We start from the raw sequence: 26,204 nt of genomic DNA, 5'->3' as shown, positions 1-26,204 counted from the left end.
AGTAGTGATGGTGTGTTACGTGGCTGATAAGTAAAGGGCGGTAGCGTATTAACATCGCTTTAACAGTATGAAAATGTTCATCTAGTTCGTGGAGATAACAGGTAACGCGCCCGTTTTTCACATTCTCGAAAACGCTAAAGCTCTGTTCTGAAAGTTATGACATAAACGTCACTTTGTAGTGTTGGGTCAAACGGGAAAATGCTTTGGAATAACCTGGATTCGCTTGCTATTGAGCTGTTAGCAGTCAATCCGAGTATGGAGATAATGAATTGAGAAAACCAAGATTGTTTATTGCTTCATCCGTTGAAAGCCTAGCTATTGCCGAGGCAGTAAATGTAAATTTGGATCATGAGTTTGAAGTTACTCTTTGGAAAAATGGCACTTTTAAGCTTTCGTCATCTGCAATAGATGATCTTGTAGAGAAATCGTCTTTTGTAGATTTTGCGCTTTTTATTTTTGCTCCAGACGATATATCTACGATCAGAAGCAGAAGTAAGCATGTAGTCAGAGACAACGTGATCTTTGAGATGGGGTTATTTGTTGGTGCGATTGGCAAGTCTCGTTCATTCATATTGAAGCCACGTGATGTAGAAATGCACCTTCCAACTGATTTATTGGGCGTGACCCCTGCTGATTACGATGCAAATCGAACTGATGGAGATTTGGTATCCGCGACTAATCGCGCATGTACATTGATTAAATCTGAGGTTGAAAGACTGGGTCTAATAAAGCACGAAGGACTCTCTGAATCAAAGAAGATTATTGCTAATCCAAGTAGCTATGAACTTAAAGCGCAAGACTATAAATTTCTAGCGGCTTGTCTGCAAAGTCATACCGCAGACCCTTCGGGGCTACCATTTCATAGAATTTCTAGCAATTTTCGCGGAGCGAATGAAGCAATGTTACAAATATCACTAATAAAGCTAGAAAGAATGGGCTATATAAGTAAAACCGTAGAAACTGACGCTCATGATGGCTACGACTATTACGCTTATTCCATTACTGAAATGGGGGTCGATATTCTATTGAAGAACGAAGACGTTCTCCAACCAAAAGCTCTTGAACTTCCACATGGTCTTGACCGTGATGTCCCGTTTTAATGCTAATAAGCTGTTATGTTAATAAAGAATTATGAAACAAAAGTTTAGTTGATCTAATCTTCAAAAGTGGTTGAAAAAGCTGCTGAAGTGACTTTGTTATCCGTCAGTTTAGTAAACAGTACATCAGGTGTTATTACAAACACTTCGTCTCCCAAATTAGTCGCCCAAGCAATGGAAAAAAGTATTAATTCATTTCCTAAGGGAGCTATTGTGTTTTTGAACCTGTTAATTCCTAGGAGAAAGTATGGTATTTCAAAGAATGATGACAGATCGAATCAAAGTTATTAAAACTAATGGTGATGAGTATTCGGATTTAAAGGCTAGTGTGCAAGATAAAGGTATTTACCTTATGCAATCAAATGTTTTGATTGAAACAAATGATCTAATACAGAGGTTTATGTCTAGCGGCGGTGAAGAAACTTACAAAGTAATAGACCCAGGCTTTCACGAAAAATTTCATTCAATACCAGCATATTATCAAATCAAAGCTAAAAAGTTAGGTATTCCAGAAGCTAAGGAAGCAGTTCAAAATATTACTTACAACTTCCATGGTGACAATGCTCGAGTTAACAATAACTCGGTAGACAACTCAACTAATATCGTCAATCAGAACTCTGAAATCGTAGAGTATATACAGCTCCTTCGAAGCGAAATTGATAGGCTTGTTCAAGATACTGCTGAAAAGAAAGAAGCATTGGAAGTTGTTGATGCAATTGAACTACAGATTCAGTCAGACAAACCGAGTAAAGCAGTTGTCAAAACGTTGCTAAGTGCGTTGCCTCATGCGGGCAGCATCGCTAGTGTAGGCTCATTTCTACTTTCGATACTTTAGGATTTCAATTTAATGACTGCACACGAAAGGATTAAGAAATACGCTTCTATACAGGAGATAACATGAAGAGCTTGGATTGTGAATCAAGTATACCTTTATCTATAAAAAATCGGCGTGAAAATAACTTAAAAAATGCACTTAAATTCATTCTTGCTGATCAAACTATAGAGCTATTACTCATTTCATTTCCATATGTTTTGAAAAACCTTAATGGTGTTCTCACCCGTTATTGTCAATTGGCGCTAGATGGAGAAAACTTTTACAGCTCTGATGCGAAAGGAATTGATGCATGGGTGGAACTACCTAACAACGGCAAATTTGTAATTAAGTTTCCAATTTCAAATGAACTGTACAGCGAGGAGGTTTTTAATCATTCAAGGTGGAGCTGCAACGGTTCAATTCTTGGCTTAGGTGAAGAAGTAATCATGGACTATTTTTTTCCTTACTTAATAAGAGATGTATCGAAAAACTATGATGATTTAACGGAAGAAGATAAAGCAATACTTCTAAATCCATATGATTGGGATTTTGGTCTTTCATAGTAAGGGTTTGTACCACCGAAACGAGGCAGTTAATTAAACGACTTTTCATTAGTTGAGTTATTCATAGCTTGCTAATTTAGCAAGGTGAATAACTCACAAGTGTCAAATTATGATTTATAGCAACCAATGACACTCTGTGATCACCAAGCGACTTTGTCATTACGTTAAATACTGAGGGAATGTGTTTTTATTGATTTGATAAAAAAGGCTTTCCTGAAGGTGAACTAGGCCAGTTACTCCAATTATGCTTAGCGCTAAAAATTGAAGGCTAGATTCTGTGGTAAAACCTTTAAAAATCAGCCAATAGACGGCCTGTATTAAGTCTAGTTAACCGATGATTATTATCTTATCGGTTAACTAGACTCAAGTAATATATGGCCGTATATTTTTTCGTTGTTTAGTGCTTTTTCCTAGGGCCATTGCGTACGATGTCTTTGCCATTTTCATAGACAGACTGAGATACCCAGCGTCCAAGGACCAATTCATGTTGTTCATCTAAAACAGCCACAAATGGACGGCCATCGCTGTTGGTTGTTGCCAAGGCGACACCGGCAACACTCTCTAAGCCGAGAGCGCCGCTTTCAATCATGTGGAGGAAGGCTTCTAGCTCCTCTAGTGTGTCAATTACGTGTTCATCAAGGTTCATTTTTCAGTCTCTTCGAACTTCAAGTGATTAAACTGGTCGGCTACTCTACCTAACTTATTGACATAAACCAAGTAGCTATTGATAACTTGTTGAAGACAAAAATCAGAGGTATGCTTCGAACTCATAAGAATAATTGTGAAAAAATAATAGATTTGGAGTGATCATGCAAAATCGAGTTCCAACCAATATCCTGACTGGCTTTCTAGGGGTTGGCAAAACAACAACCATACTTAATTTATTAAAAAATAAGCCTAAAAATGAAAAATGGGCAGTATTGGTGAATGAGTTTGGTGAGATTGGTATCGATGGCGCGATGATGACGGATCAAGGTGCATTAATCAAAGAAGTTCCTGGTGGTTGTATGTGCTGTACTGCTGGTGTGCCCACATCGGTAGGCATTACGGCCTTGCTGCGTCAGCAACCTGATCGTCTATTAATTGAACCAACAGGTTTAGGTCACCCTAAGCAAATTATTGCCACCTTATTATCTGACCAATACTTACCTTATGTTGACCTCAAGGCGACGGTGGCCTTGGTCGATCCTCGACATTTGAGCCAAGAGAAATACACGTCTAATCAAAACTTCATTTCCCAATTAGAAAGTGCTGATGTGGTCGTCGGCAATAAAGTGGATCTTTGCCAACCTGATGATATTGAAGTTTTTAATCAGTGGGTATCCGTTCAATCGCCAGCCAAGATACACAGCCAATTGTCACAAGATGGGCAGCTACCAGCAGATGTACTTGATCTTAATCGACAACAGGGCAGTGCATCTTCAAATATTGAATCTCACCATAAAGCGCATGCTGAGGACGAGCCACAGTTTCAATTACCCCCAGGTCAGGCTTATTTACGTAAAGAAAACCAAGGCCAAGGACATTACAGCTGTGGTTGGATATTTGGTGCTGAATATCAGTTTGACTTTGACCAGTTTTTCTCAATGTTATCGGCATTGACTGCGGAACGTGTAAAAGCGGTGGTTAATACAGAACGTGGTTGTTTTGCGTTTAATTCCGTAAATGGTGTGGTATCGGTGAACGAAATCAGCCTAGAAGGTTTTGAGTCGCGATTTGAAGTGATCGACAGTCAATTAATGCCTTGGGATCAACTTGAGAAGATTTTATTGCAGTTATGCGGTCTCTAAAGCGTGTTGTGAGGTTGCTTGGGCACTGTTGGGCGAGCAAGTAGGGTGATTAGACGTGTTTCGCTAAAAAAGTGAGATATAACCCTCAAATTCGGGTATAGTGCTCGGCCAACATTTAAAGTTGTTTAAAGATCATCTAACTCAGAGATATTGTTTTTTGGAATAACGTTATCTCAAGATTTGTTTAAGGAATACGCCTAATGTCATTTTCATCTCAAGGTTTTGCGCCAGAAGTCGTTAAAGCACTAACGGAATGCGGTTATGAGAAGTTAACGCCAATACAACAAAAGGCGATTCCAATGGCGCGTAAAGGCCATGATATTCTAGCTACTGCGCAAACAGGAACAGGTAAGACTGCTGCATTTTCGCTACCCATGATCCAGCGTTTATTAGATTCTGCACGACGAGTCTCTCGTAAGACAACCCGTGCATTGATCATGGCACCTACACGTGAGCTGGCGGAACAAATCGCAGATAACATCAAGGCGTATACCAAATACACGCAGCTTTCTGTGGCAGCAATTTTTGGTGGACGTAAGATGTCATCACAAGTTTCAGCGCTAGAAAATGGCGTTGATATCCTTGTTGCTACGCCGGGTAGGCTGCAAGAGCACATAGAGCAAGGTAATGTGTCTGTCGCTCAACTTGAGTTTCTTGTATTTGATGAAGCCGATAGAATTTTAGATATGGGCTTTATTCATGCCGTACGTAAAATCATGATGGAAGTGGAAACAGATCCTCAGATCATGATGTTTTCAGCGACAACGTCAAGCCAACTCAATCTGCTGGCTAAAGATATTTTACGTAAACCAAAGCGTATTGAAGTCGAGCGTGCAAATACGACCGCTCATACGATTGCTCATGTGCTTTATCCTGTTGATCAAGAGCGTAAAACAGAGCTACTTTCAGAGCTAATTGGGCGCAAAAACTGGCAGCAAGTGCTGGTGTTCGTCAATTATAAAGAAACAGCGAATGAAGTGGTTAAGGAGTTAAAGCTCGATGGCATTAAGGCGGTACTTTGCCATGGTGATAAAGCACAAAGTGCAAGACGAAGAGCGCTCGATGAGTTCAAAAATGGTCAAGCTCGCGTGATGGTGGCGACGGACGTCGCAGCCCGAGGCTTAGACATTGAAGACCTGCCACATGTGGTGAACTACGACATGCCATTCTTAGCTGAAGATTATGTTCATCGTATTGGAAGAACAGGGCGTGCAGGCAAGCAAGGACACGCAGTTTCTTTTGTCAATCGTGAAGAAGAATTGACGGTTGTTCAGGTTGAAAACTTAATCCAGCAGCGTATTCGTCGTATAGAGCTGGCTGGTTACGAGCCAAAACAGCGTGATTCGTACATCGAAAAACTCAACTCTAAACCCGCGTTTAAACAGCGCCAAGGGCGACGTAATAACCCGAATCAGTCAGCAACCGATCAAGGCTCAGCAGAGCGCCGATTAGCGATGATGAAGCGTTTAAAAGCACGTCGTAACTCTCAATAAAATAAAATAAAATTGAATTGAAACTTGAGGCGCCTATTGGCGCCTCAAATTTTTTCATATAATCTCATGCTGATACCCAAGTAACCTCGTTCTTCATCAAGCACCTTGAGGTCACTTGGATATATAACAACAATAATAGGAGCAGAGAATGAGTATTACTATTCGTAAAGCGGAGCTCACGGATATAAAAGCCATCAGTGAATTACTTACCCATCTAACCCAGAAATATGTGTGTCCAACTTGTGAACCTTCTATCCATCAAGTCTTACTTCAGTCAATGTCAGAAGAAAACCTTCATACTTATTTGACTGGCAATTATTTCTATATGGTTGCGGTTTCTCCTAAAAATAACGTTGTAGGCGTTGCAGGTATTAGAGATTATCAGCACTTATTGCATTTATTTATAGACGATAAATACCAAGGGAAAGGGCTTTCACGAACTCTTTGGCAAGCCGTAAAAGAAGTCTCTCTTCAGAACGGTAATAGTGGCTTTTTTACTACAAACTCAGCACTGAATGCAGAAAAAGTGTACCTTAAATTTGGTTTTAAGCGTGTAGCTGATATTCGGAATCGGGAGGGTATGATCGATATTCCTATGTCGCTAGAAATTAATCAATGACGAAATGATAAAATCTCAATGTAGTCTGAATCAAGCATCTTGAAGTCACTTGGGTATATAAAGGAATAATAGTTGAAACTTTTAGCGATTATATTGATACGATTCTATCAGCGTTTTATCTCTCCCTATAAGGGATTTAGATGCGCACATGCCTACCTTAATAAAGGGCCATCTTGCTCTAATGCTGTTCTCGCCATTGTACAGCAAGATGGACTTTGGCACGGATACCGAAAAATAAGAACCAGAATGCAGGAGTGCGAACAGGCTTACAGTACACTTCAAAAGAATGATCAGAAAAAAAGACGAAAAAAGAAAGATAAAGGAGAAGATTGCTGCGATCCATCAGCAGTATGTGAAATTGAAAACTGTGTGGGTAAAAATAAATACTGTGAACTACCAGACCTTTCATGTGACTGTTGGCCATAGGAAAAATTTACAACCATTACATGGATAATCAGCATCTTACTATATTGTGGTATTAGGTGATTTACATCATCGTTTTCGTCTGCTTCTTATACCCAATATACTTCAAGGTGCTATCTTCAGTGAGGCGATTTAGCGTTCAGGCGTGCAATCATTTATAGAGATATACCCAAGTAACCTCAAGATGCTGCGTTCAGCGAGTTAAGGTCACTCGCACTTTGGGGAATACTATTTTTAATGTTTTATTTTTGACGCTGTTTTGGATCTCTCCCGATTAAAGGAATATATGAAATGATAAAAAAAAGTTATACATCTTTAACGTTAATATCACTGCTATTCTCAGCCAATGCACTTGCATACAATCTAGAAATAGAAGGTTTTGAAGGTGAGGACTTGATACTGTTAAAGAAAGCTGAAAACTCAAGTGATAACGAAGTACTGATACAGGCCGCTGAGCTTTTAATTGACCATTCAATGTATGAAGAAAATGCACAACATGGTTACAAATACCTAAAGAAGGCGGCTCAGTCTGGTGATTTAAGATCCATCACGAGTTTAGCAGATCAATACTATAACGACGGACAGTATGAAAAAGCCCTTTTTTGGTACCACAAAGCCGAGTCAGGTAATGATCCTTATGTACTCTATTCATTAGGTGTAATGTATTTTGATGGTGAGGGTACTTCAAGAGATCTTAAAAAAGCTAACGATTATTACTTAGCATCTGCTCTTGCTGGATACTCGGATGCTATGTATCAGCTTGCATTTTCATATGATGAAGGCTCTGGTATTGCTCAGGATTTCACTAAATCGGCGTATTGGTTTGAGAAAGCAGCAAACTTAGGTGATGTAGATGCGATGTATAATCTTGGTATTGCCTATTTGTACGGAGAAGGTGTTGAAAAAAACTGTGCTAAAGCAATGAACTTATTTAATAAAGCGATTGAAGAGGATGAACATGCCTCCTCTAATGCAAAAATGGGTGATATTTATTCTTTTTCTGAATTCAAAAAGCCATGTAATTTCAAAACGACAGACACTAAAAAAGCCTTCAAGTATTACATGAGTGCAGCCATGCAGGGGGATGCTTACAGTCAATATTCTGTAGGTTATGCTTACAGAAACGGCCAAGGCACTTGGAGTGACTTTGTTAAGGCCCTTGCTTGGTTTGAGATCGCGCAAGAAAACGGAGACCCTGATGCAGAGAAAGACATTGCTGATGTTAAGCAGTACATGTCTAAAGAAAACATTGTCGCTGCTGCGAAGCTTAAAGATTCTTTAATTGAAGAGATAATGTGATCACCAGCCGTTGTCACTCTTTTTCTGTCAACTAATTATCGTGAAAGGCGGTAATTGGGCCGTTTTTTTGCTCAAAGGATAATATCTCAAAATATTGATTATTACAGCTCGAAGCGGTAAATAACTAAATAGAAAGGGAGCCTAGATAACTTGGCTCCCATTTTTATATGGCTTAACTTTGAGCGAATTTAACTCGAATTTTGCTTGCATTTACTTTGGTCAGATTTAAGTTGTTTAAGGCTGACTTGGCTTCACTTTCATCAGGCATTTCAAGGAAAGCGAAGCCCTTAGATTGTCCCGTTTCTTGATCAAGAATTAAATCACACTGAGTGACGGTGCCATGAGCAGAGAATAGAACACGAACTTCATGCTCTGTCGTGGTTCGTGCTAGATTGCGGACTAAAAGTTTCATAATATTTTGCCTAGTGTAAGTTACCGACCCATTGTCTCAGGTATGGACAAGTAAACCAACAAGAGTTTTTGCATATGAGTAATGTTTCTACGGATGACGTGGAAATATTTCACATAGCTCGTTTTTATCGTTTTTCATTACGATAGTCAATCGACTAACTCGATGCCCAAACTATCAAGTAAATTTAATGCTTCAAAACGCGAGAACTTGGCACCTTTTATATTATTTTCCAACACATCAATTCTATAGTCTTCAGAGTGGCTGAAATCGACATCTTGTAAATTAGTTCGCATAAATAGGGCATGTCTAAAGTTACAATAAGTCATTGATGAATCAGTATAGTCACCTTCTCGAAAGTCAGTATCGTGTAGCTTACATTCATCAAAATTTAACTCGTGCATCTTTAAGCCAAAGAATGAAGAATCGTTCATGATACAGCGTGTAAAGCTTAACTCATAATCTAAGTGGTACTCAGCCCAGCTCACTTTAGTCCAATCTATCCCAATTAATTTACAGTCATAAAATTTCAGCGTATACAATTTGGAGTTTGAAAAATTAGCTAAGCTGAAGTTACAGTTATGAAATTCACAATTGATAAACTTGCAATGAGTGAACGTCGATTCAGAGAAGTCACAATCTTTGAAATAGCAATCTTCGAATGCTACGTGGTTATATTGATGACTTGATAATAAAAGTTTTTCAAAAGCTTCATCAAAGTATTGCTCATCATTTATGATTGCTTTCATGCTGTTCTGCCTCTTATTTTTTGATTATTGTAACCTTTCCGTTCTTGATTTTTCAAATACGAAGGGTTGGGCATCTTGAGGTCACTTGGGTATAAAGTATAAAAAGTGAACTAAGTTCTTCTTTTCGTCGTAATAGCAAAAGAACTACATCCTCCTTTAGGGAACAGCTATGAATCTTCTGATTGAATCGGTCGAGGGCGGTATCTATCTCGCTTACAACGTAGTAGACCAGACAAAAACATTGATTATTAATCAAAACAACAGCCCTCTCACTTTCGCAAGTCTGTGCGAAGCCAGAGACCATTTTCGTGGGGCTGATTACTCTTCAGCTAAACTGGTGCATCTTAATGCTTCTGATGAAATGTGTGGAGAACGGATACGCTGTGATTTGCCTTTGGAAATCGAGTTGAGTTGGTATTAATACTGGCCATTTGTTTGATGGGCTGCTATCCACTCTGTGCCAGCGCATTTCCCAATGGATGGAAATAAGCCTTGATTGCACTGTGAATCCGTTCTCGGTGTTGTAAGTCTGGATAAACAGATAGGTTGCTCGCTTGATTGGTACCAGAAACTAAATACGAGTTCTTGATATCAGAGCAAGACTCGATAACGGACTCGAATGCTCTTGCCATCATTTCAGTTGGCAGCGAGAAATATCGGCTAGCTAATGCTTTATCTGCGGCCACACTGCGTGATACGTAATCATGATGATTTTGTGCGTCTGCTGTCAGTAGGGTGGCGTCAAAGATTTTGTGTAACCGTTGATTCAATGCATGAGGTAATAGGGGGGCATTGCTTAGCCAGCAATCACTCGCAAAGATTATTTCACGTTGTGGGCCTGATCTATCGCCAATATCGAACGCCTTTTCTGCAATGTAATGATCGAAAGCATGCCAAAATTCGTGGGCGAGGGCGCCTGCTCCAGCATTTTTTGCTAGCGCTAGTTCACGCTGATTGGGCGCATAGTGTGCCTGAACGCCTTTACGGCCACCAGTCCCGAATGCAAGGTTTAAATTTCCACGAAGCCCAATGGCTTTTGGCGGTAGTGCTAATATAAAAGCTAAATCAGCCAACGCATCGAAAATCAAATTTGCGGCAAGGTCTTTTTCTTCATTGTTTACCCATTTACCAATACGAATGCTGCCAATGCCAAATGTTTCCTTTATATCGATAAATGACACTTGGTCCCCATGGCGATAATCTGGACCTGAACGTGTTTTGTACTTAAAGTTCGTTAATTGCAAGTTATCCCTCGCAGGATGTATGGGTATTGTTAAGCTGTCTCTGGGTATATACTCAAAATATCAGGCTTTGGATTATAAGAGAGAATAAGCCATGGATCCAATCACTCAGGGATTAGTTGGGGCTTCCTTGTCTCAATCTGTTTGTAAAAAGCAGGACTTGATGGCCGCTGGGATACTTGGAATACTTGCAGGTATGGCTGCAGATTTGGATGTTTTGATTCGTTCTGCGAACGACCCTTTGCTGTTTTTGGAATATCATCGACAGTTCACACACTCATTGCTTTTTATTCCTGTTGGTGGGCTGCTCTGTGCTTTGGTTTTACATCCACTCATCGCCAAAAAGCTTGGTTTATCGTTTCAGCAAAGCTGGCTTTACTGTACATTAGGCTACACCACACATGGGTTGTTAGATACTTGCACCAGTTATGGCACTCAGCTTTTTTGGCCTTTTAGCCATGAGCGTTTTGCATGGAATATCGTTTCTGTTATCGATCCTTTTTTCACACTGCCTATTTTAATGCTGATTGTACTGACAATGTGGAAGCGGAATCTCTGGTATGCGCGTTTTGCCTTATTGTGGATTTCTATTTATCTCACTTTTGGGCTTATACAACGTGACAGGGCTGAGGAAGTGGGTAAGCAATTGGCTCAGCAAAGGCAGCATACATTCACGCAGCTAGAAGCCAAACCATCATTCGCCAATTTACTGCTCTGGAAGATTGTCTACGAAGCGCAGGGGAACTACTATGTTGATGCAGTGAGGTTAGGTCAATCAATCAATATTTATCCGGGCACATCGATTTCTAAACTGAATATGCAGGAAGCATTTCCATGGTTAACCTCTTCTTCGCAACAAGCTAAAGATGTTGAGCGTTTTCATCGGTTTTCAAATGGCTTTATAGCACAAGATCCGTATAACAAATTACGTATTATTGATATGCGATACTCAATGGTTTCCAATCAAATCAAAGGATTGTGGGGCATTACGTTATTACCAACGGCGAACGAGAGTGCGCATGTTCGTTATTCAACACACCATGAAAGAACACCTGAATCGACCCAAGCTTTTATCGATATGTTATACCCAAGTGACTTCAAGATGCTTGGGTATAAAGGTGTTGAGTGATATTTAATGAGTCCCAACCACACCGGGCTCACCACGGTAAATGATTCGGTCGTTACCACGATGAATACCAAATGTGACGATTGCTGATGGGTCGTCTTCTTCTGGCGTCGAGATGTCCCAATTATATTTTAACCAAGGTAGAGCCTGACTACTGTGGTTTAAATTAAGGTGAAACATCACTTGTTCTCTTATCGGTTTTTTTTGTTTGGCAAGCAATTGATGGGTAATACCCGCAAGCATAACCCCTTCACCAGATAGCATGGCATTATCATCCGGAGAGTTCGGCCAAAGAGGGGTAATAATGAACTCTTTAGCATTTACTTGTGTTGTATTGTCATCGGTATTAAGAACAAATTGCCCTTTTTGCCATGTCTCTACCCTAAGAGGTACTGGAATGGTTGTTCCCTGATAACCACTAACATCTGAGAAGTTAAGCCGTCCAAATCGAATATCAGGCTGTTTTTTAAAGATATGCTGATCGTTCCAAAAAAGGATCTCATCGACGTTATTTAAGGAAACTAACCCAATTTTGCTTTTTTGACTGTCTAAGCCTGAATTGAAAGGGCCGTCTGGATAATTTCCATCAGGATGATCTTTTCTGAAGCACGGGCTATTCTCGCAATTTGGGCTGAAAGCTGGCTTTTCAATAACAAATGAACCCACACTCGATCCTTCGCGATTGATCCACTCGGCATGGATAGGAGCTGGAGGAATAAAACGCGTGGTATAATCACTTAATTCTCCTAAGTAAAACAGTGCTTGTAGGTTAGGGTGAAAGTAAGCGTAATTACTGGTGTTCTGTTGCTTTGAGTTTAGCGCAATAACGTCATAATAAATGCCATCAAGTGGTTGATTCATGTAAATAAAATCTTGTTGATTAGGATAGAGCCATTGGGAGGATGTGGCGTTAAAATACTTTGGATAAAAACGACCGATATCTCGATAACCTTGATTGACACGCATCCCTAGATATTCACTGTCCAAGCTTACATTGACCCTTAGGCTTCCTACCTCATCCCAGAACAGCTGTTTGAAGCGGTATGCATTGTCTTCATGTTGTGTCTGTGTTTTTCGAAGTGTATCGGTACTTTCGAGGAGCACTTGGGTTTGGCTAGCGGTTTCAGTGGGGGTACTCTGTTTGCTGGTCAAGACAATGTTTGTGCTTGGAGCATCGGCCAGCATAAAGTTATGAGTAACAGGAGCGTCGCACAAAGAAGCTGTGTTCACATCCTGCGTCATGTGCCCCTCTTTTTGCCAAATAATCGGCTTTATGGACAATGAAAATTGCTCACCAGCAGCAATGAAGCCGGCCCCAGCAGCTGATGTACCTGATTGGAGCGGGTGAGAATCAGGGCAAATGGCTAAAGTCCACGGGCGTGATTTAACTTGAAAGTAACCTTCTACTTCAACATGCCCACTCTCAGGGCAGGAGCTAAACCCATTGCATTTGAAGGCGTCACTTACTTTTACTTCAAACAGGCCAGATTCCTTGGTTATGAAGTTCGTACTGGAGATACCTTGTTTAAAATTTGTCTCATAACGAAATTGACCGTCAGTCCCATTCATCGGTTTTAGTAATGTGTGACTTACATTAGCGTTACCTTGGTAATTGGTGGCAATGACAGCTTTATTATCAATGGTACAAGCCAGTAAGCGAGTGTTAACGTTTTGTGGCTTTCCTGCGATGCTCTCAATTGAGTTGATCTTATGGCCAGAGGAAAGGGAATAAGCTTCAAACAGATAGGGGGTAAACATAAACTCAACCGTTTGTGTTTTATTTGTATCAGCATTAAGAGTAAACGTTACGCTGTAGCGTTCATCAAGTTTAATTTGATCTATATTTTTCGGTCTGATCCTAAGTTCTAAGCGTCCATCACTTGTTGAGAGATAAGCATTAGGTGATAGCTTTGAATCACCAACCACCATTTGTAGCGAGAATAATTTTGGATGCGAAAGGGACGTATTCACTTGGGTGCTGGTTACTTGCCCTAGATTCATTGTTTGAGCGCTAAACTTAGGTAATGTTTGGCCACACATTAACGCCAGTTGCTCTGAAGGAGTCACAACCAGCTCAAAATTATCCTCCAAGGGGGGAGCGATGATACATGATGGCAGATCCTCACTGATGAGTGGGCATTGTGGAGGTATTTGATTGCTATATTGACATTGGGGTTCTTTAAAGCCGCAGTAATTCTGTGCACCGTTAATACCAGGTTCCGAAGCGTTTATTTTACCACATATCAATACACTCTCTATCGAAGGGCGTAGGAACGACTTTACGGCTAAATGAGAAGAGAAAACCTGAGAAGTTTTATCGATGGTAACTTTGTGTGCGCTAATATTGCTGGTATTGTCGGCAATGCCGTAGCTTCGAGCTCCCATGATATTGGCATTACCAAATGCTTTCAAGGCACCCACAATGTGGTTTTGGCTACCCTCGATGAATACGTGTTGTCCAGAGGAAGTGATGTTGCCACATACATCGCTTTGTTTAACACGGATGTTCCCAATACTGTCTAACTGGCCATTAATAATACTATTGTTGGTCAATATAGAGGCGTCTGCCGCATCGAAACTCGATGAGCCGGCATAGATATCACCATCAACTTGGGCAGAGTCTAAATGTAACTTTCGAAATGCATGAATGTCGCCGAGAATGAAATTTTTACTGCCCGTGACCGTAATATTGCCGCCGCTACTGCGAAGATTTCCCCAAATGGCTGCATTTTGCAAGGAGAGATCGGCATGCGATTTTATATCACCATATATCCGAGTTATTGCATCGGTGTTGTTGATATTAATTTCTAAGTCTGAGCCTGCCGTTTTGATGTTGATGCGATTTGTTTCAGTGCCAATCGTGTTGTTCCCTTGCAGAGTAAGGTGTCCGAATGAAACAAGCGTCACTGGCTTGGTTGAGGCGGGATTAATGATTTTGGCATTGAGCGCTAAGTTAATCTGACCTGAGCACGAGTAAATACCGTTTCGTACGGTGAATGAGCCGCCGTGACAAATTTCATTAAGTGTCTCTAACTGGCTCACATCATAAACATTTGCTCTGCTATGAAAAGAAAAGAGAGACAAGACAAAAACAAAGTACATCCAGCGCATTTAACAACATATTCCAAATAAAACGACACTAAAGTTACGATTGTCGAGAAGAGAATAAAATTCAATATACAGGGTGATGTTCTGTTTGTGAATAAGATTTTACTTTTCGCTGAACATGGCCTCTTGAGGTCACTTGGGTATAAGAAGAAGAGTGTTAGGATTCTGGGGGTAATGCTCTAGCAGCTTGTAATACATGGAGAATAATGCGTTGCTCATCCTGCTTAATTCTCTGAGCAGGTGCCATAACAGAAATAGCGCCAAGTAATTTCTTCCCCTTTAAGACGGGGGCGCTGATACTTGACACACCAGGGTCAATTTCAGAGGTACTCAGCGCAAAGCCATTACACCGGATGATGTTCAGTTCTTGTTCCCATTGTGTTAAGTAAGGACCTTGATGAAAGTAGTTGAGTATCTTTTCACACCGATTTTTGGGTAAAAAGGCCAGCATAACCTTAGATGAGGCACCATAAAGTAAAGGTTGACTTTGTCCTTGAACAAAGCGGCATCGTAGTGCTTGGATGCTCTCTTTTTGACGGACACATAAAGCCCGATAACCGGACGGAACCATATAAGTCGCTGTTTCTCCAGTTTGTTGAACTAATCGAGACAGTATGGTCTCAACGGTATCTAGGTTATGATGGGTTTTCTCATAGCTGTGCATAAGCAGTAATGCCGCAGGTCCAATTACGAACGTTTTATCTTTGACACTCTCTTCAATCAAATTCCACTCTTTGAGCAGTTTTAGATGGCGATAAAGGCTACTTAAAGGAACCGCCAGCTGTTCGCTAAGGTTTTTTGCCGAGATAGGCACATGGCTGGCGGCAACTTGCATTAAAAGTTGAAGTGACTTTTCATTAACTTGGTTGATACTGGGTTTGTTGAGGATCATACGCCTGTTAGCCTAAATGCAATAAAAGCATTGTTGATTGTCAGAGAGTAAACAACAAGACTCAGTTTAAACCATATACCCAATGCATCTCAAGGTGCTTGATTCAGAGTATCTTGAGATGGCTCGGGTATAGATCTCTTACTCACTCACATGCCCGGAAAAGCGATAGCTACGCGAACGAGAATAGCCAATATCTTTATAACTGCCTTCCATTGTTCCATTGTTTGTTGAGAAGTAATTAATACTCACCGCTGGATTGTTACTGTAACCATTTATGTTAACTTCAATTTTGCCACCTTTGACTATAGCGACACCTGCACCAGTTCTTAGGATGTTGCCATCATAGATCTGTTTTAATTTCACACTGATACCAGAACCTTGATAAGAGAGTTCTTGGAATTCAAGCTGCCACTGAGTGGACAAACTCCATGTTGTCCCTACCAGAGAATTAAATGAATTAGAGTGGGTAAAGTTTTTGGCAATTTTCACTTGACCACTCTCAGTAAGGAAAATAATTTCATCACGTCCATCCCCATCAGTGTCTCCCAAGGAAAATTGACGAACTTGCTCATTGCTTAAGATACTAGAAACGGAGAAACTATCATCAGCAAGAACAGCTGTTGAATTAAAAATATTTAGACCGAAAAGTATGATATAAGTATGTGGTTTCAAAATTAATTCCTGTTAAATATTTGTTTGGTTAAATATGAACATTAAAATTTAATTACTTCAAACTTAAATTATTATATTAACCTGGTATTACCAATAAATATGATTTAGGTTAATTAAAACTACCATATTAAATTTAATAATAACTATAGTCTTTTGTGTCACTTCCTAGTTTGACGAAATAAATTCAATAGTATCTTTTCTGTTTTTTATTATCTGATTATTCTTGATTTTTATCACAAATCAAAGTTTCAGATTGTTTTTTATACTATTTATCTTGAAATAAATTGAGTTATAAAAGATATTTTATTTTGAAAAAAGGAGAAAATCATGAATTATAAGTCAATCACAACGTCATTATTTATTTTCGCAGCAATGCCATCACTAGGGAGCACACTCAATATAAAACCAGATATAAAAGGCTTTCTTCCAATAATGGTTCAGGAACCTAATTTATATCAAGCCCCTAAGTTTGACTATTTCGACTTTTCTGAGGGTTACCTATCAACTCGAGCAGAAGCGACCGCAAAGTTACCAATTGTCTTAGAGAATATTAATCGAGTTTGTGTGGAAATGACCCATAACCAAGATAGAGAACAAAAGGCTTGGTCACAATCTGGCCTATTGGTTTATTCTTATGTTAATTCGCCTGATGGCAATAAAGAATATAATAGAACGATAGGGTTTAGAAGTTTGTTAGAAGACAGTAATGAACACTGCTTTGATGAGGAGCCGAGTCTTTATCAAACGTGGCAGGCAGATAAATATATGACTTTTACCCCTTATACTTCCACACCTGCATTCATAAAGAGCGTTAACATTCGCATAGACGGGGATATTTCTATCTCTCAAGATCCAAGTGAGTTTGTTGCTCAATATTACGACTTTGTCAGTAAAGTGGGCTTTGATCAAGCCGCCGTGTTTTTTCACAGTCAAACAATTAATGAGTTGAAAAGTTTTATTCTGGTTGGGTTGGAAAACAATAATGAAACGATAGAGTACCTCAAAGATACTGCGTTTGGAACAGATGTCACCATTTCTGATATTGAAATCATGACTGATATCGACTTCATGAATCAGATGCTTTCAGTGATCCACCGTTTTAAAGGCTCAAATACCACGCAAATCTCATCTCTTAACGTAGTCGGTGAAATCGATTATCAAGATAAGAAACTTATCACAGTAGAGAAGATAGAAAATGAGGTTACAAGCTATGAAGTCGTTGTTCTCAAAGAAGATCAAGGACACTGGAAAATTGATCTGCGTGAGAAATTGAAATCGATTTTAGGTCAATAAACTCGATTTAATAATACTAATAATCAAACTATATTGATTAGTAAAATACAATATCTTGGCTTATTGCCTTATTTAATGTTCATTTAAATCATTAAGCCAAGAATGAAAAATGTATAAATATTAGTTGTTTAGCCCTATCACCATAAAATTAAAATGATAATTTAAGCTGGCTTGAGCGTAAAATCCTACACTTTAATTAAGTTAAATCTAAATTAGGTTGTGTTATTTTGATTGTTGTCAAATATTCTTTTTTTATAAAATTTCCTTCAAAATTAAATAAAAAAATTGAGTTATAGTTTTTCATTTGTTAGTTATATATATCCGTTTTAATTTTATAAATATTACTTATGAAAAAAAAGATCTTATCGACAGCATTGGCATCTGTTTTTTTATCCCCTTCTTTTGGCTATGCTGGAGACAGTAACGATATTCCTTCTGTCGTGATTGAAAGACCTCAATTGTCTGCCACTGAGGAAAAGCAATACCAAGTCGGGTTTGAAGCATTCTTAGCTGCATTACGTCAAACTCGAGATTCAATTCGCCAAGATCCAGAAAATCGAACTCTGATTGACCGTATCAAGGAAGTGCTTGATAAAGAAGGAGCTTGGACTATTCAATCTCGGCAAGATTATGTTTTGCTGAAAACAAATATACATCAAGCGTTTTATGATCGATATTCTGCTGATAGCCCCGCACATTTACAGCCTTTTACAGAGGAGGAAAGCACTCGAGTTTTTAATTTACTCACGGAGGTTTATCTAAAAGACCCTAATTTGAGAATTAATATTCAAGGTTTTCAAGATAGGTCAATTTCTGAAGTGCCCAAGGGATATTTTATCCATAATGCGACTTCAGCTCGCTTTGTGCCTAAGAGCTTTTACACTGATTTAGGAGAGGATGAGTCCTTATACAGTTCACGTTTAACCTTAAATTTTACCAAAGAATACTTACCTGAGGTTATCAATGCATTTTCTAAGCTTTATTCAGGTGAAGTCTCTGAAATTGTCGAACAGGCTAAAATTATGGCGCCGAATCGGTTCCCAACTTTAACCGATCAAGCGGTGTTATATCTCAGCGATGCCAACAAACAAAATGCCCAGAAAGTCGTCCAATTTCTTGATAAATACATTCCCCCTCAAGCTTGGGTTGATCATCAGCCTTTAGGGATGGTGGCGCTAGCAAAAGGGCGTAACTACTCAGAAAGTTCTCGGTTTACTTTTACGAGCCATGGTGGCGCAAGAGCGGTGGTGGCAGCAGATGCTATTTTGGAGAACCTGTTCACAAATGAGTCTCTGGTTGTTCTTCTGCCAGAAATGTTAAGTCGACATGGTTATGATTCAAAAAGGATACCTTTAATTGACTCATCGTTTGATCATCAATCTCAATTAACGGATTCGCAAAATGCGGTGAGAGATTTTATCGGTGATCCGCAAACATTTTTGAAAAAGTACACGCTTGATGTAACGCCTCTGCTTGCTCAGAATGGACCTCTTAAAGGTCGCCCTTCGATTCAAAAAGGCGCAGATGGTTATCAATTAAGTTTTTATGAAGAGGGCTTTTCTCCGAGTAATAAATTAAAAGTGTTATTACCTCCTTTACTGGACAATACACCTTCTTATATTGATGTAAAAAAAGTGGCTCCAATTGGACAAGTCGTTGTCGCGGCGTCAAGTAGTGGGGGTACGCTGGTCGTCACAGACCTTAACTCAAAATATTACCGTATCTTTTTTGATAAACGCCCACATGCTTATGCACTTTATGACAATGTTGTCGCTTTAAGAGATCTCACATCCGGCTATCGTATTGGTGAGGAAATTAAGTTTACTCACGGTTTAGATGCGACCTTTTTCATGTTCAATGAGCAGGGTTGGCAAAGCATAGTACAAAAGCAATCCTTCAATGGTTTTAGTGACCTAGAGGTTCGACGAACGGGTTCTACAACGGTGGTGCCATTTGCAGCTGTGGGTCAGGGTTTAGACACGTTATTTCAACAAGGCCGCTTGGGTGTACAAAAACAGCTACTGAATTTAGCTCGGAGATTTGGAATTAATACCACAGGCATTGAGGACTTACCTTATGATCCGATGGAAGCCAAAATCCTAGATCAACACTCCAGTTTGGCACAATGGAATCAACTAAGGGCGACTCTGAACCAAAAGTTATCTTTCCAAAGAAAAAATTTAGCACTCCACAGGCTAACTTTGCAGGCAAAACTGAAGTTGCCAGGTTATCCAAATAAGTCAGAAGTGAAACAAGAGCTTTCTCGATTACGTGCAAGTTTATTAGAGCTAGATAACAACACACAAGGTTTGATTAACTTATCGCGTGGTCTGGACCAAATGTGGCTCAATGTTCAACAAAAGGCAGAGTCAGGAATTGGCGCATTGATTGTGACCGATGAAAACTTGAGAACAGGTAACTTCGATAAAGGGCAGATTCACCAACGCTTTTTAACCAAGGAACATGCTTATCAACAGTTAACGGGGAGTAAACGGACTCGTTTTGATCAGGGATATGAAGACTATCAGAGCGTCGATTTACCTAATTTAGACCCTGCAATGACCTTAACACAGAAGCAATTGCTACTGCTGAGTTCTGATGAGTTGGATGCCAGGCAGCAAGGTGCACTCGTTAGGATTATTAACAATCAACTGGATAAAGTAAAAATCACAAGAACACTCGATCTTACTGCTCGCTTTAATAAAGAAGCAACCAAATTAGGTGGTCGAATTATTGCCAGTATTCCGCAAGATTTTGTTGTAAAGCTGATGGGAGATGGCAGTGGACGTTGCTACCCCTTAGTGAGAGCGATGTCTGTGGCTATCTCACAGGGTAAAGATGCGATTGGGCAATTGTCTAATAAGTTGTTTATAGGTGCGGCTAATCCTCAAGATCTTGAAAGTCAGTTTTTTCTTGATGCGTTACACAACCTCCATTCTAGCTTTGGTGCAAGAGAAAGCAGCTTTCCTTTAGGGCAAATGGACATCAATAGTGTTATGTCCGTGGTCGAAAAAGAGTTATTGAGCAAAGGACAGGCTTCTTTCGCATTAAATACATCGACGCACTCTATGGGGATATCGGCAATCAATGATATGGGCCAAAAACGTTTTTACTTTTACGATCCTAATTTTTCCTTAGTAGAATTTCCGACTCTACAAGCTCTTAGAAAAGGTTTAGAGGCTCACTTTGTAATCAATGGCATGGCTGATCACTATCTTGCATTTGGTACGCCAGCGCAGCCAGAGTTTAAATTAGTTCAAATAGATACGGCACAAATGGCCTTGGTGGAAGTATTACCTGGTCAGCAAGTGTTTAGCTTAACGTCAGAAGAGCCTTTGAGCCCGGTGAGTGATGGGGATTCGATCATTACTTTAGATGATGATCAATCGATTGTGACTATTGATGAAGATGCGGCTTCGATTATTACACTGGATGATGACGATGAGTCTGTGATTGTACTCAATAGCGCGGATGAGAATTTTGACCAAGACTTGGCTTTAAAAATGAGCCTGACTAAGCTTGAGGCCTATGAACATGCCCAAGCATTATCACTAGCGATTTCACAAGCAAGAGAACAGCATAATATTCCCACGGATTGGTTGCCTGTAATTGGAAGCATCGAAGAGTCTAACCCTGGATATTCCTCTATTTCTTTTGTGGATCCTATTAGCGAGCAGCAAGTCCGAGTTGAGGTTCTTGGACGAGATTTAGTTGAAGTGAATCGTTACCTGAACGAACAATATGTTTCTATGAACAGTCGCTATGATTTGACGAGTGGGCAAAAGATTCAGTCGTTTGAGTTTGAAGACGTTCAAGGTATGGATGGGCTTAATGCAGCCTTTGCGGTTCAGTCAGTGATTACTTGGTATCAAAACCAACAAAGAGAGCAGTTATCTGTTCAACATAACGACTCATTATTGCGTGCGTTAAAGGTACACAGCTATGTTATGGCAACCCAAATTGTCCACGGTGTCGCGATGGATGTTTCTCATGTCGTCAATCTGTTTAGGGTTGCGTTATCGACAGATGCTGAGCTGGTAAACATGACGATGAACAGTACTTTTGGTTTGGCAAATCAAGGTGTTGGACTTGTATTTGGTGCTCTAAATGTGAGTTTGAACTCCTATGAATTGGCCCATGCAAAAAATGTTCAGCAAGCATCAGTATTTGGCATGCAACTTGGTATGAATTCAATTGGAATGGCCGTCGGTGGCGGTGCTTTGATTGCGGGTACGGTTGGGGCGTCAACCACTGCGTTAGTTTTGGGTGAAGCTGGAGCTTTAATTGGAGGATTAGCGGTAGGCTTTACGGCATTAGCTGATGCATTTGGCAAAATTGCATTAGATGCCCAGCAAGTTGGCCATTACTTCCAGCAAGTCGATAAGGCTTATCAAGATGGTGGCTATCGTTATGACTCTCAAAGTAATCTTCTCATCCCATTGTCTGGCGCCGTTATCAACCGGATTGATCTTTCTCGGAGTGAAGTGGAACTGGGCAATCAGTATCTCTACTCATCACGAGATGGAAGTACGGGCTCTGGTCGATTAAATTATTTTTTCTGGGCGGGTGATTTACCGAAGGCACTGCGAGACAAGAGTAAAGCTTTGCCTGTTCGTGAGCGTTTGGGGTACACCGATGTCAGTTCACTGAATATGAACGCAAATACAATGCTTATGCTACCAGTAACAGGAGTGTCTTATATCGATTATGACTATGAAATATTACCCGGAGCGACGACAAGGCATGATGCCGGCTTTGATGTACTGAGAAGATTAGAAGATAAATTGGATTTTGATTACGATTTCTACGTTTTCCCTTCTGAGTATCTGATTCGTAGTATGAAAGAAGAGTTTGTCGCTCATACTGTCGATATTAAGCTTGGCCGACAAGATCGTGTTGTGATTACGCCGAAAATTAATGGTCTTGACCTTCGAAAATTGGATTACCGTTTAAGTGCTGAGCAGGGAAAACAAACCTTGTTGGTGCAAGAGCATGGCCATTATTCATTAGTAGAAGAAAACGGACAAAAGGTAGAGTGGTTAATTGATGCTCGTGAGGTAAAGCATCAGCGTCCGGTACTGCATGATGGAATACTAGAGGTAGGTTCTGTATCACTTCGAATCAACGATCTTGAGCATTCCACCCTTACGCTGTTTATGGCAAACGGTGATGTTTGGCAAGCTACGTCTTCAAGTTTGACCCTAATAGAGATGAATGCCAGCCAACAAGAAATAGGCCAAGGTGTCGTTGAGCATTTGGAACAGCTATCTAAGAAGCATCAGTTGTTTGGTGACTACGTAACGGTAGACAACTATCAAGAGCATGGACAGCCGTTAGGACGTGCTTATTATGATGTTCGACATGACCAGATCATTGTTAATCGTGATGTAAGTATCGAGCTATCACAAGATGCGAAACTTATTAGTGTTCAAGGGGATAGTGCACTGTTCTTTAATCAACACTATGGGCAGTTGTGGAAGATTGATACGGCGACGGGTATTGAGCAAGCATCCTATTCGGTCCATGAGCCAAAAGGGCAAGCCATTTCAATCACCTTCGATGCTTGGACTGAGGCTAATGCTACCCTAGTGTCTGCTACGTATCATATGCCCGATCAATCAGCGATAAAATATTTGTATCGCTTAACCTCAACAGGATTGGCTTTAACCGATATACATGGAGATAGAGAGCTTTACCAAACGTTGAGTGAGGGGGGGCCGGGGAAACACCGAGAGGTGCTTACACAAGCATTACAAGTCAATGAACTGGGCATGGGGTGGTTTAATTCATCGTTCAGTATGGCTCCTGTCATTTCAGAGGCGGTAGAAATTGGTGTCGAAAGAGAAACGCCAGTTTGGAGTGTAGTTAATGAAACGCAATTACTTAAGATTCGCTTAGAACACCCTGAGCCTAATCTGCAACTTTTGTTGAGTGATAATGGTACCCATTATTTGCATAACAAAAACAAGCATCAGCTGTATATTGTAAATAAAAATGATATCAACGTTGTTACCATAGACGAAAATGATCAAATTACGGTTCACCAGCAAGTTTATCTGACTAAAAGAACCGGAGAAATGGGAGTGATTACGCCACAAGGCCAGTTCCAATTAATAGGTTTAAGTCGCCAATGGTTTGAGTTAAACCCAAATGACTGGCAAAGAACGTTACGTCAGAAGTTTGTCGGTACCACAGTGCCGATTATGTTGATGGGGCTGACAGACTATGATCGTAATCCTATTACGGTTTGGTACTTACCAGAGGGTGAGCAATTTGTTTTGCTGGCAAATCACGAAGGCTCTCAGCCATTGAGCCTGATTGGTAAGAAAAATCAGCACTCTGCATGGTTGTTTGAACCTTCAACAGGGTCGGTCTACAGTCAGCCAATGTTGAGCCTTGATCAAATGTACAACTTTACTGCCGATCTTCGCTTTATTACTGATGGTTTAATTACTCAACCTCAAGCAAGGGACTTAGTAGGTGAACCGTTACAGAGCTTTTATCATGCTCATGATGGTTATCGTATCGAAACACGTTCAGGGCTAGTCTTTGTGCTTCAAGCTGAGTTACCCCCTAAACTGGTCGCGATAAAAGATCGTTGGTTAAAAGAAAATGGTGCAGAGTTATCTGATTTATTCCATCATTACCATAGTGATTCCGTGGTAAAAGTTGGTGAAAATGACCCTCGTTGGTTAGTCACCAAAAGTGGTCGATTAATCAATCTCGCGACGAAAGAGGAAGCATTATGGATTGGATCTGTGGAGGCGGGTCAGCAAGAAGAATTGTTCTATATACCGAAAACTCAACAATTAATTCGTTCTGATGTTGAACAGGGCCATGTATCACTGGGTTTCTATGAGGATGTGTTTCGAGCCGATAACGTTTTCACTTTGGTCACGAGACCTATGCAAGGGCAGCAATTGCAGAGTGTTAAATTAATTGAGGCCGATTCTTTAGTGCTTTCATCCTCTGGTAGGAGAAACAGCTATGACATTAATGGTCTGTTTGGCAAATACCAGCAAGTCTTTATCAGGGATAGTAGCTACATGTCCGTGATTGACCTGTCTCGTTTTTCTCAAGATCAGATAGTTGTGCAGCATGAGCAAAATCGCCTAAAGCTGGTGGTTGCTGATAGCCTATATATAGTTATCGAGCAGCTTGAAAAGTCTTCGAAAAATAAATTGGCAATACGCTTTGCAGACAGCCAAAGCCCAGTGCGTGTGCTGTTTATTCAATCGGCTTTAGATAAACGAGCTATTGATGGTATCGCCAAAATGAGTGAGCTTTCACTTTGATGGTGGAGTAGTCATTACTTCAAGTAGTGACTACGTTGACCAGTGACAAACACTTCAGTGACTTCTTATATCACTGAAGTGTTTTTTATTTATAAACTGGGCCGATTAAATCGTGGTTGTCGTTGCTCCGTTAATGCACTTTTGGAAGAAAAATCATCATATTGTGTTACACGATTGACGTCCCAGTGGGTGAGATCTTGTGAAAAGCTGCTGGCGTATTTAAACATTTGTTTCATGCTCGCCACATTTGAGACATCCCAATCCTTGATATCTTGGTTAAACTGCTCAGCATTCCAGAACATAAAACTCATATTTTTTACATTAGAAGTATCCCAACGATTGATGGTTTGATTAAAACGATCAGTACTAGCAAACATAAAGGACATATTGGTTACTTTGGATGTATTCCAATAAGTGAGTGGTTGGTCGAATGCATTGGCATCATTAAACATATAAGCCATTGAAACTACGTTGGACGTATCCCAATGAGTGATATCCTGATTGAAAGAATTGGTATTACCAAACATGTTTTGCATAGTGATAACTTTTGACACATCCCAATGTCCAATGTGTTGATCAAAAGCTAAGGCGCTATGGAACATGTGACTCATATACATGACATTGGATGTATCCCAATAGCCGATATATTGGTTAAATGCTGAAGCCCCTTGAAACATCGAACGCATATTAGATACGCGAGAAGTATCCCAATAGCGGATATCTTGATTGAATATTTGCGCTCGGTAAAATAATTCGTTCATCGATCGAACGTTAGAAGTATCCCAATCCGTTATATCAGAATTGAACGTTTTACGATTTTTGAAAAGTCCTGACATATTCGTCACCTTACTTGTACAAAAGCGAATATGACCTTGCTGCAATTTATCAAGCATTGTAGTGTTTTTAACCGTTTTGTCATCGACGACAATATATAAATGTCCTTTTTCGAGTATCGCAGTATTAACGGGCTTATTTTGGCATTTTACCGAGATATCGATTGCAGAGGCTGGGTTACTGGCAAAAATGGAGGTACAGACGAGAAGTGGAGTTAGCCTAATAACGTTAGTGTAGTTAATCATGTTATGGTCTTTGATTTTTATGTATTTATTAATTATACCCAAGTAACCTCAAGATGCTGCGTTCAGCGAGATGACCTTAGCTCTCAGGCACCTCGCTCTGAATCAAGCATCTTGAGGTCACTTGGGTATATATGGTTATTTAATTTTCGATTAACTTCAATGATGGTTGGGGCAAACTTACTAAATGGTGATTTTAAGCAAGAAATATTAAGTTTTTAAAATCATTAATATTAATAAATTAT

At 40.0% G+C, this 26,204-nt stretch carries 20 protein-coding genes and 1 pseudogene; 13 read left to right on the top strand and 8 right to left on the bottom strand.

Annotation, left to right across the window (positions count from 1 at the left end):
* The first annotated feature begins 269 nt into the window (after positions 1-269).
* From BS333_RS18570 to BS333_RS18555, 4 genes and pseudogenes are all read left to right on the top strand, one after another.
* A complete protein-coding gene (locus BS333_RS18570; RefSeq protein WP_021710525.1) occupies positions 270-1,100 on the top strand; it encodes a TIR domain-containing protein in 831 nt (276 codons plus the stop codon).
* Positions 1,101-1,344: 244 nt separating this feature from the next.
* Positions 1,345-1,932 carry a hypothetical protein gene (locus BS333_RS18565; protein WP_021710523.1) on the top strand — a complete coding sequence of 196 codons (588 nt, stop codon included), beginning with the start codon at positions 1,345-1,347 and terminating at the stop codon, positions 1,930-1,932.
* Positions 1,933-1,994: 62 nt separating this feature from the next.
* On the top strand, positions 1,995-2,474 hold the full coding sequence (locus BS333_RS18560; protein WP_021710522.1) for a hypothetical protein: 480 nt from the start codon (positions 1,995-1,997) through the stop codon (positions 2,472-2,474).
* 194 nt (positions 2,475-2,668) lie between these two features.
* Positions 2,669-2,781, top strand: a pseudogene (locus BS333_RS18555) (putative quorum-sensing-regulated virulence factor); the annotation flags it as partial.
* A 90-nt stretch (positions 2,782-2,871) separates the two neighbouring features.
* On the opposite strand, the gene BS333_RS18550 reads toward BS333_RS18555, so the two are convergent.
* A complete protein-coding gene (locus BS333_RS18550; protein WP_021710521.1) occupies positions 2,872-3,120 on the bottom strand; it encodes a hypothetical protein in 249 nt (82 codons plus the stop codon).
* 163 nt (positions 3,121-3,283) lie between these two features.
* Here BS333_RS18550 and BS333_RS18545 point away from each other — a divergent pair, with 163 nt between their 5' ends.
* The 5 genes from BS333_RS18545 (at position 3,284) to BS333_RS18525 (ending at position 8,098) form a co-directional block, all read left to right on the top strand.
* Complete coding sequence (locus BS333_RS18545) at positions 3,284-4,264, top strand: CobW family GTP-binding protein (RefSeq protein WP_021710520.1); 981 nt, start codon at positions 3,284-3,286, stop codon at positions 4,262-4,264.
* A 200-nt stretch (positions 4,265-4,464) separates the two neighbouring features.
* Positions 4,465-5,757 carry a DEAD/DEAH box helicase gene (locus BS333_RS18540; RefSeq protein WP_021710519.1) on the top strand — a complete coding sequence of 431 codons (1,293 nt, stop codon included), beginning with the start codon at positions 4,465-4,467 and terminating at the stop codon, positions 5,755-5,757.
* 148 nt (positions 5,758-5,905) lie between these two features.
* On the top strand, positions 5,906-6,376 hold the full coding sequence (locus BS333_RS18535) for a GNAT family N-acetyltransferase (RefSeq protein ID WP_021710518.1): 471 nt from the start codon (positions 5,906-5,908) through the stop codon (positions 6,374-6,376).
* Positions 6,377-6,448: 72 nt separating this feature from the next.
* Positions 6,449-6,802 (top strand): membrane protein insertion efficiency factor YidD, encoded by a 354-nt coding sequence (yidD, locus tag BS333_RS22670; RefSeq protein ID WP_081638525.1) that lies wholly within the window; start codon positions 6,449-6,451, stop codon positions 6,800-6,802.
* Between the two features lie 288 nt (positions 6,803-7,090).
* The gene (locus BS333_RS18525; RefSeq protein ID WP_021710516.1) at positions 7,091-8,098 is read left to right on the top strand and encodes a tetratricopeptide repeat protein; all 1,008 of its coding nucleotides are present in this window, start codon (positions 7,091-7,093) and stop codon (positions 8,096-8,098) included.
* 172 nt (positions 8,099-8,270) lie between these two features.
* On the opposite strand, the gene BS333_RS18520 is transcribed toward BS333_RS18525, so the two are convergent.
* A complete protein-coding gene (locus BS333_RS18520; RefSeq protein WP_021710515.1) occupies positions 8,271-8,510 on the bottom strand; it encodes an RNA recognition motif domain-containing protein in 240 nt (79 codons plus the stop codon).
* A 146-nt stretch (positions 8,511-8,656) separates the two neighbouring features.
* On the bottom strand, positions 8,657-9,256 hold the full coding sequence (locus BS333_RS18515) for a pentapeptide repeat-containing protein (RefSeq protein ID WP_021710514.1): 600 nt from the start codon (positions 9,254-9,256) through the stop codon (positions 8,657-8,659).
* A gap of 169 nt (positions 9,257-9,425) precedes the next feature.
* Here BS333_RS18515 and BS333_RS18510 point away from each other — a divergent pair, with 169 nt between their 5' ends.
* Entirely contained in the window at positions 9,426-9,677 is a 252-nt protein-coding gene (locus BS333_RS18510) for a DUF6482 family protein (RefSeq protein WP_021710513.1), read from the top strand.
* Positions 9,678-9,702: 25 nt separating this feature from the next.
* On the opposite strand, the gene BS333_RS18505 is transcribed toward BS333_RS18510, so the two are convergent.
* The gene (locus BS333_RS18505; protein WP_021710512.1) at positions 9,703-10,500 is read right to left on the bottom strand and encodes a CLCA_X family protein; all 798 of its coding nucleotides are present in this window, start codon (positions 10,498-10,500) and stop codon (positions 9,703-9,705) included.
* Positions 10,501-10,591: 91 nt separating this feature from the next.
* Between BS333_RS18505 and BS333_RS18500 the strand changes: the two genes are divergently transcribed.
* A complete protein-coding gene (locus BS333_RS18500; protein WP_021710511.1) occupies positions 10,592-11,626 on the top strand; it encodes a metal-dependent hydrolase in 1,035 nt (344 codons plus the stop codon).
* Positions 11,627-11,629: 3 nt separating this feature from the next.
* Here BS333_RS18500 and BS333_RS18495 read toward each other — a convergent pair whose 3' ends face one another.
* From BS333_RS18495 to BS333_RS18485, 3 genes are all read right to left on the bottom strand, one after another.
* A complete protein-coding gene (locus BS333_RS18495) occupies positions 11,630-14,734 on the bottom strand; it encodes a DUF6701 domain-containing protein (protein ID WP_021710510.1) in 3,105 nt (1,034 codons plus the stop codon).
* Positions 14,735-14,888: 154 nt separating this feature from the next.
* Complete coding sequence (locus BS333_RS18490; RefSeq protein WP_021710509.1) at positions 14,889-15,623, bottom strand: IclR family transcriptional regulator; 735 nt, start codon at positions 15,621-15,623, stop codon at positions 14,889-14,891.
* Between the two features lie 138 nt (positions 15,624-15,761).
* Complete coding sequence (locus BS333_RS18485) at positions 15,762-16,295, bottom strand: hypothetical protein (RefSeq protein ID WP_021710508.1); 534 nt, start codon at positions 16,293-16,295, stop codon at positions 15,762-15,764.
* Positions 16,296-16,622: 327 nt separating this feature from the next.
* Between BS333_RS18485 and BS333_RS18480 the strand changes: the two genes are divergently transcribed.
* Both BS333_RS18480 and BS333_RS18475 read left to right on the top strand, forming a co-directional pair.
* Complete coding sequence (locus tag BS333_RS18480) at positions 16,623-17,588, top strand: hypothetical protein (protein WP_021710507.1); 966 nt, start codon at positions 16,623-16,625, stop codon at positions 17,586-17,588.
* A gap of 347 nt (positions 17,589-17,935) precedes the next feature.
* Positions 17,936-24,883, top strand: coding sequence for a TcdA/TcdB pore-forming domain-containing protein (locus BS333_RS18475; RefSeq protein ID WP_021710506.1), 6,948 nt, complete (start codon positions 17,936-17,938; stop codon positions 24,881-24,883).
* An 89-nt stretch (positions 24,884-24,972) separates the two neighbouring features.
* On the opposite strand, the gene BS333_RS18470 is transcribed toward BS333_RS18475, so the two are convergent.
* A complete protein-coding gene (locus BS333_RS18470; RefSeq protein WP_021710505.1) occupies positions 24,973-25,962 on the bottom strand; it encodes a BspA family leucine-rich repeat surface protein in 990 nt (329 codons plus the stop codon).
* Between the last annotated feature and the right edge of the window lie 242 nt (positions 25,963-26,204).

The sequence above is a fragment of the Vibrio azureus genome, from assembly GCF_002849855.1.
In the GTDB taxonomy this organism is placed as follows: Bacteria; Pseudomonadota; Gammaproteobacteria; order Enterobacterales; family Vibrionaceae; genus Vibrio; species Vibrio azureus.
The sequence above is the reverse complement of the archived record's forward strand: the minus strand, read 5'-3'. Positions and strand labels throughout refer to the sequence as shown.

What these genes read in the sequence shown, in the direction of transcription:
- BS333_RS18565 (WP_021710523.1), top strand. Translation starts at nt 1,345, where the DNA reads ATGGTATTTCAAAGAATGATGACAGATCGAATCAAAGTTATTAAAACT.
- BS333_RS18560 (WP_021710522.1), top strand. Translation starts at nt 1,995, where the DNA reads ATGAAGAGCTTGGATTGTGAATCAAGTATACCTTTATCTATAAAAAAT.
- BS333_RS18550 (WP_021710521.1), bottom strand. Translation starts at nt 3,120, where the DNA reads ATGAACCTTGATGAACACGTAATTGACACACTAGAGGAGCTAGAAGCC.
- BS333_RS18545 (WP_021710520.1), top strand. Translation starts at nt 3,284, where the DNA reads ATGCAAAATCGAGTTCCAACCAATATCCTGACTGGCTTTCTAGGGGTT.
- BS333_RS18540 (WP_021710519.1), top strand. Translation starts at nt 4,465, where the DNA reads ATGTCATTTTCATCTCAAGGTTTTGCGCCAGAAGTCGTTAAAGCACTA.
- BS333_RS18535 (WP_021710518.1), top strand. Translation starts at nt 5,906, where the DNA reads ATGAGTATTACTATTCGTAAAGCGGAGCTCACGGATATAAAAGCCATC.
- BS333_RS18525 (WP_021710516.1), top strand. Translation starts at nt 7,091, where the DNA reads ATGATAAAAAAAAGTTATACATCTTTAACGTTAATATCACTGCTATTC.
- BS333_RS18520 (WP_021710515.1), bottom strand. Translation starts at nt 8,510, where the DNA reads ATGAAACTTTTAGTCCGCAATCTAGCACGAACCACGACAGAGCATGAA.
- BS333_RS18515 (WP_021710514.1), bottom strand. Translation starts at nt 9,256, where the DNA reads ATGAAAGCAATCATAAATGATGAGCAATACTTTGATGAAGCTTTTGAA.
- BS333_RS18510 (WP_021710513.1), top strand. Translation starts at nt 9,426, where the DNA reads ATGAATCTTCTGATTGAATCGGTCGAGGGCGGTATCTATCTCGCTTAC.
- BS333_RS18500 (WP_021710511.1), top strand. Translation starts at nt 10,592, where the DNA reads ATGGATCCAATCACTCAGGGATTAGTTGGGGCTTCCTTGTCTCAATCT.
- BS333_RS18495 (WP_021710510.1), bottom strand. Translation starts at nt 14,734, where the DNA reads ATGCGCTGGATGTACTTTGTTTTTGTCTTGTCTCTCTTTTCTTTTCAT.
- BS333_RS18490 (WP_021710509.1), bottom strand. Translation starts at nt 15,623, where the DNA reads ATGATCCTCAACAAACCCAGTATCAACCAAGTTAATGAAAAGTCACTT.
- BS333_RS18480 (WP_021710507.1), top strand. Translation starts at nt 16,623, where the DNA reads ATGAATTATAAGTCAATCACAACGTCATTATTTATTTTCGCAGCAATG.
- BS333_RS18475 (WP_021710506.1), top strand. Translation starts at nt 17,936, where the DNA reads ATGAAAAAAAAGATCTTATCGACAGCATTGGCATCTGTTTTTTTATCC.
- BS333_RS18470 (WP_021710505.1), bottom strand. Translation starts at nt 25,962, where the DNA reads ATGATTAACTACACTAACGTTATTAGGCTAACTCCACTTCTCGTCTGT.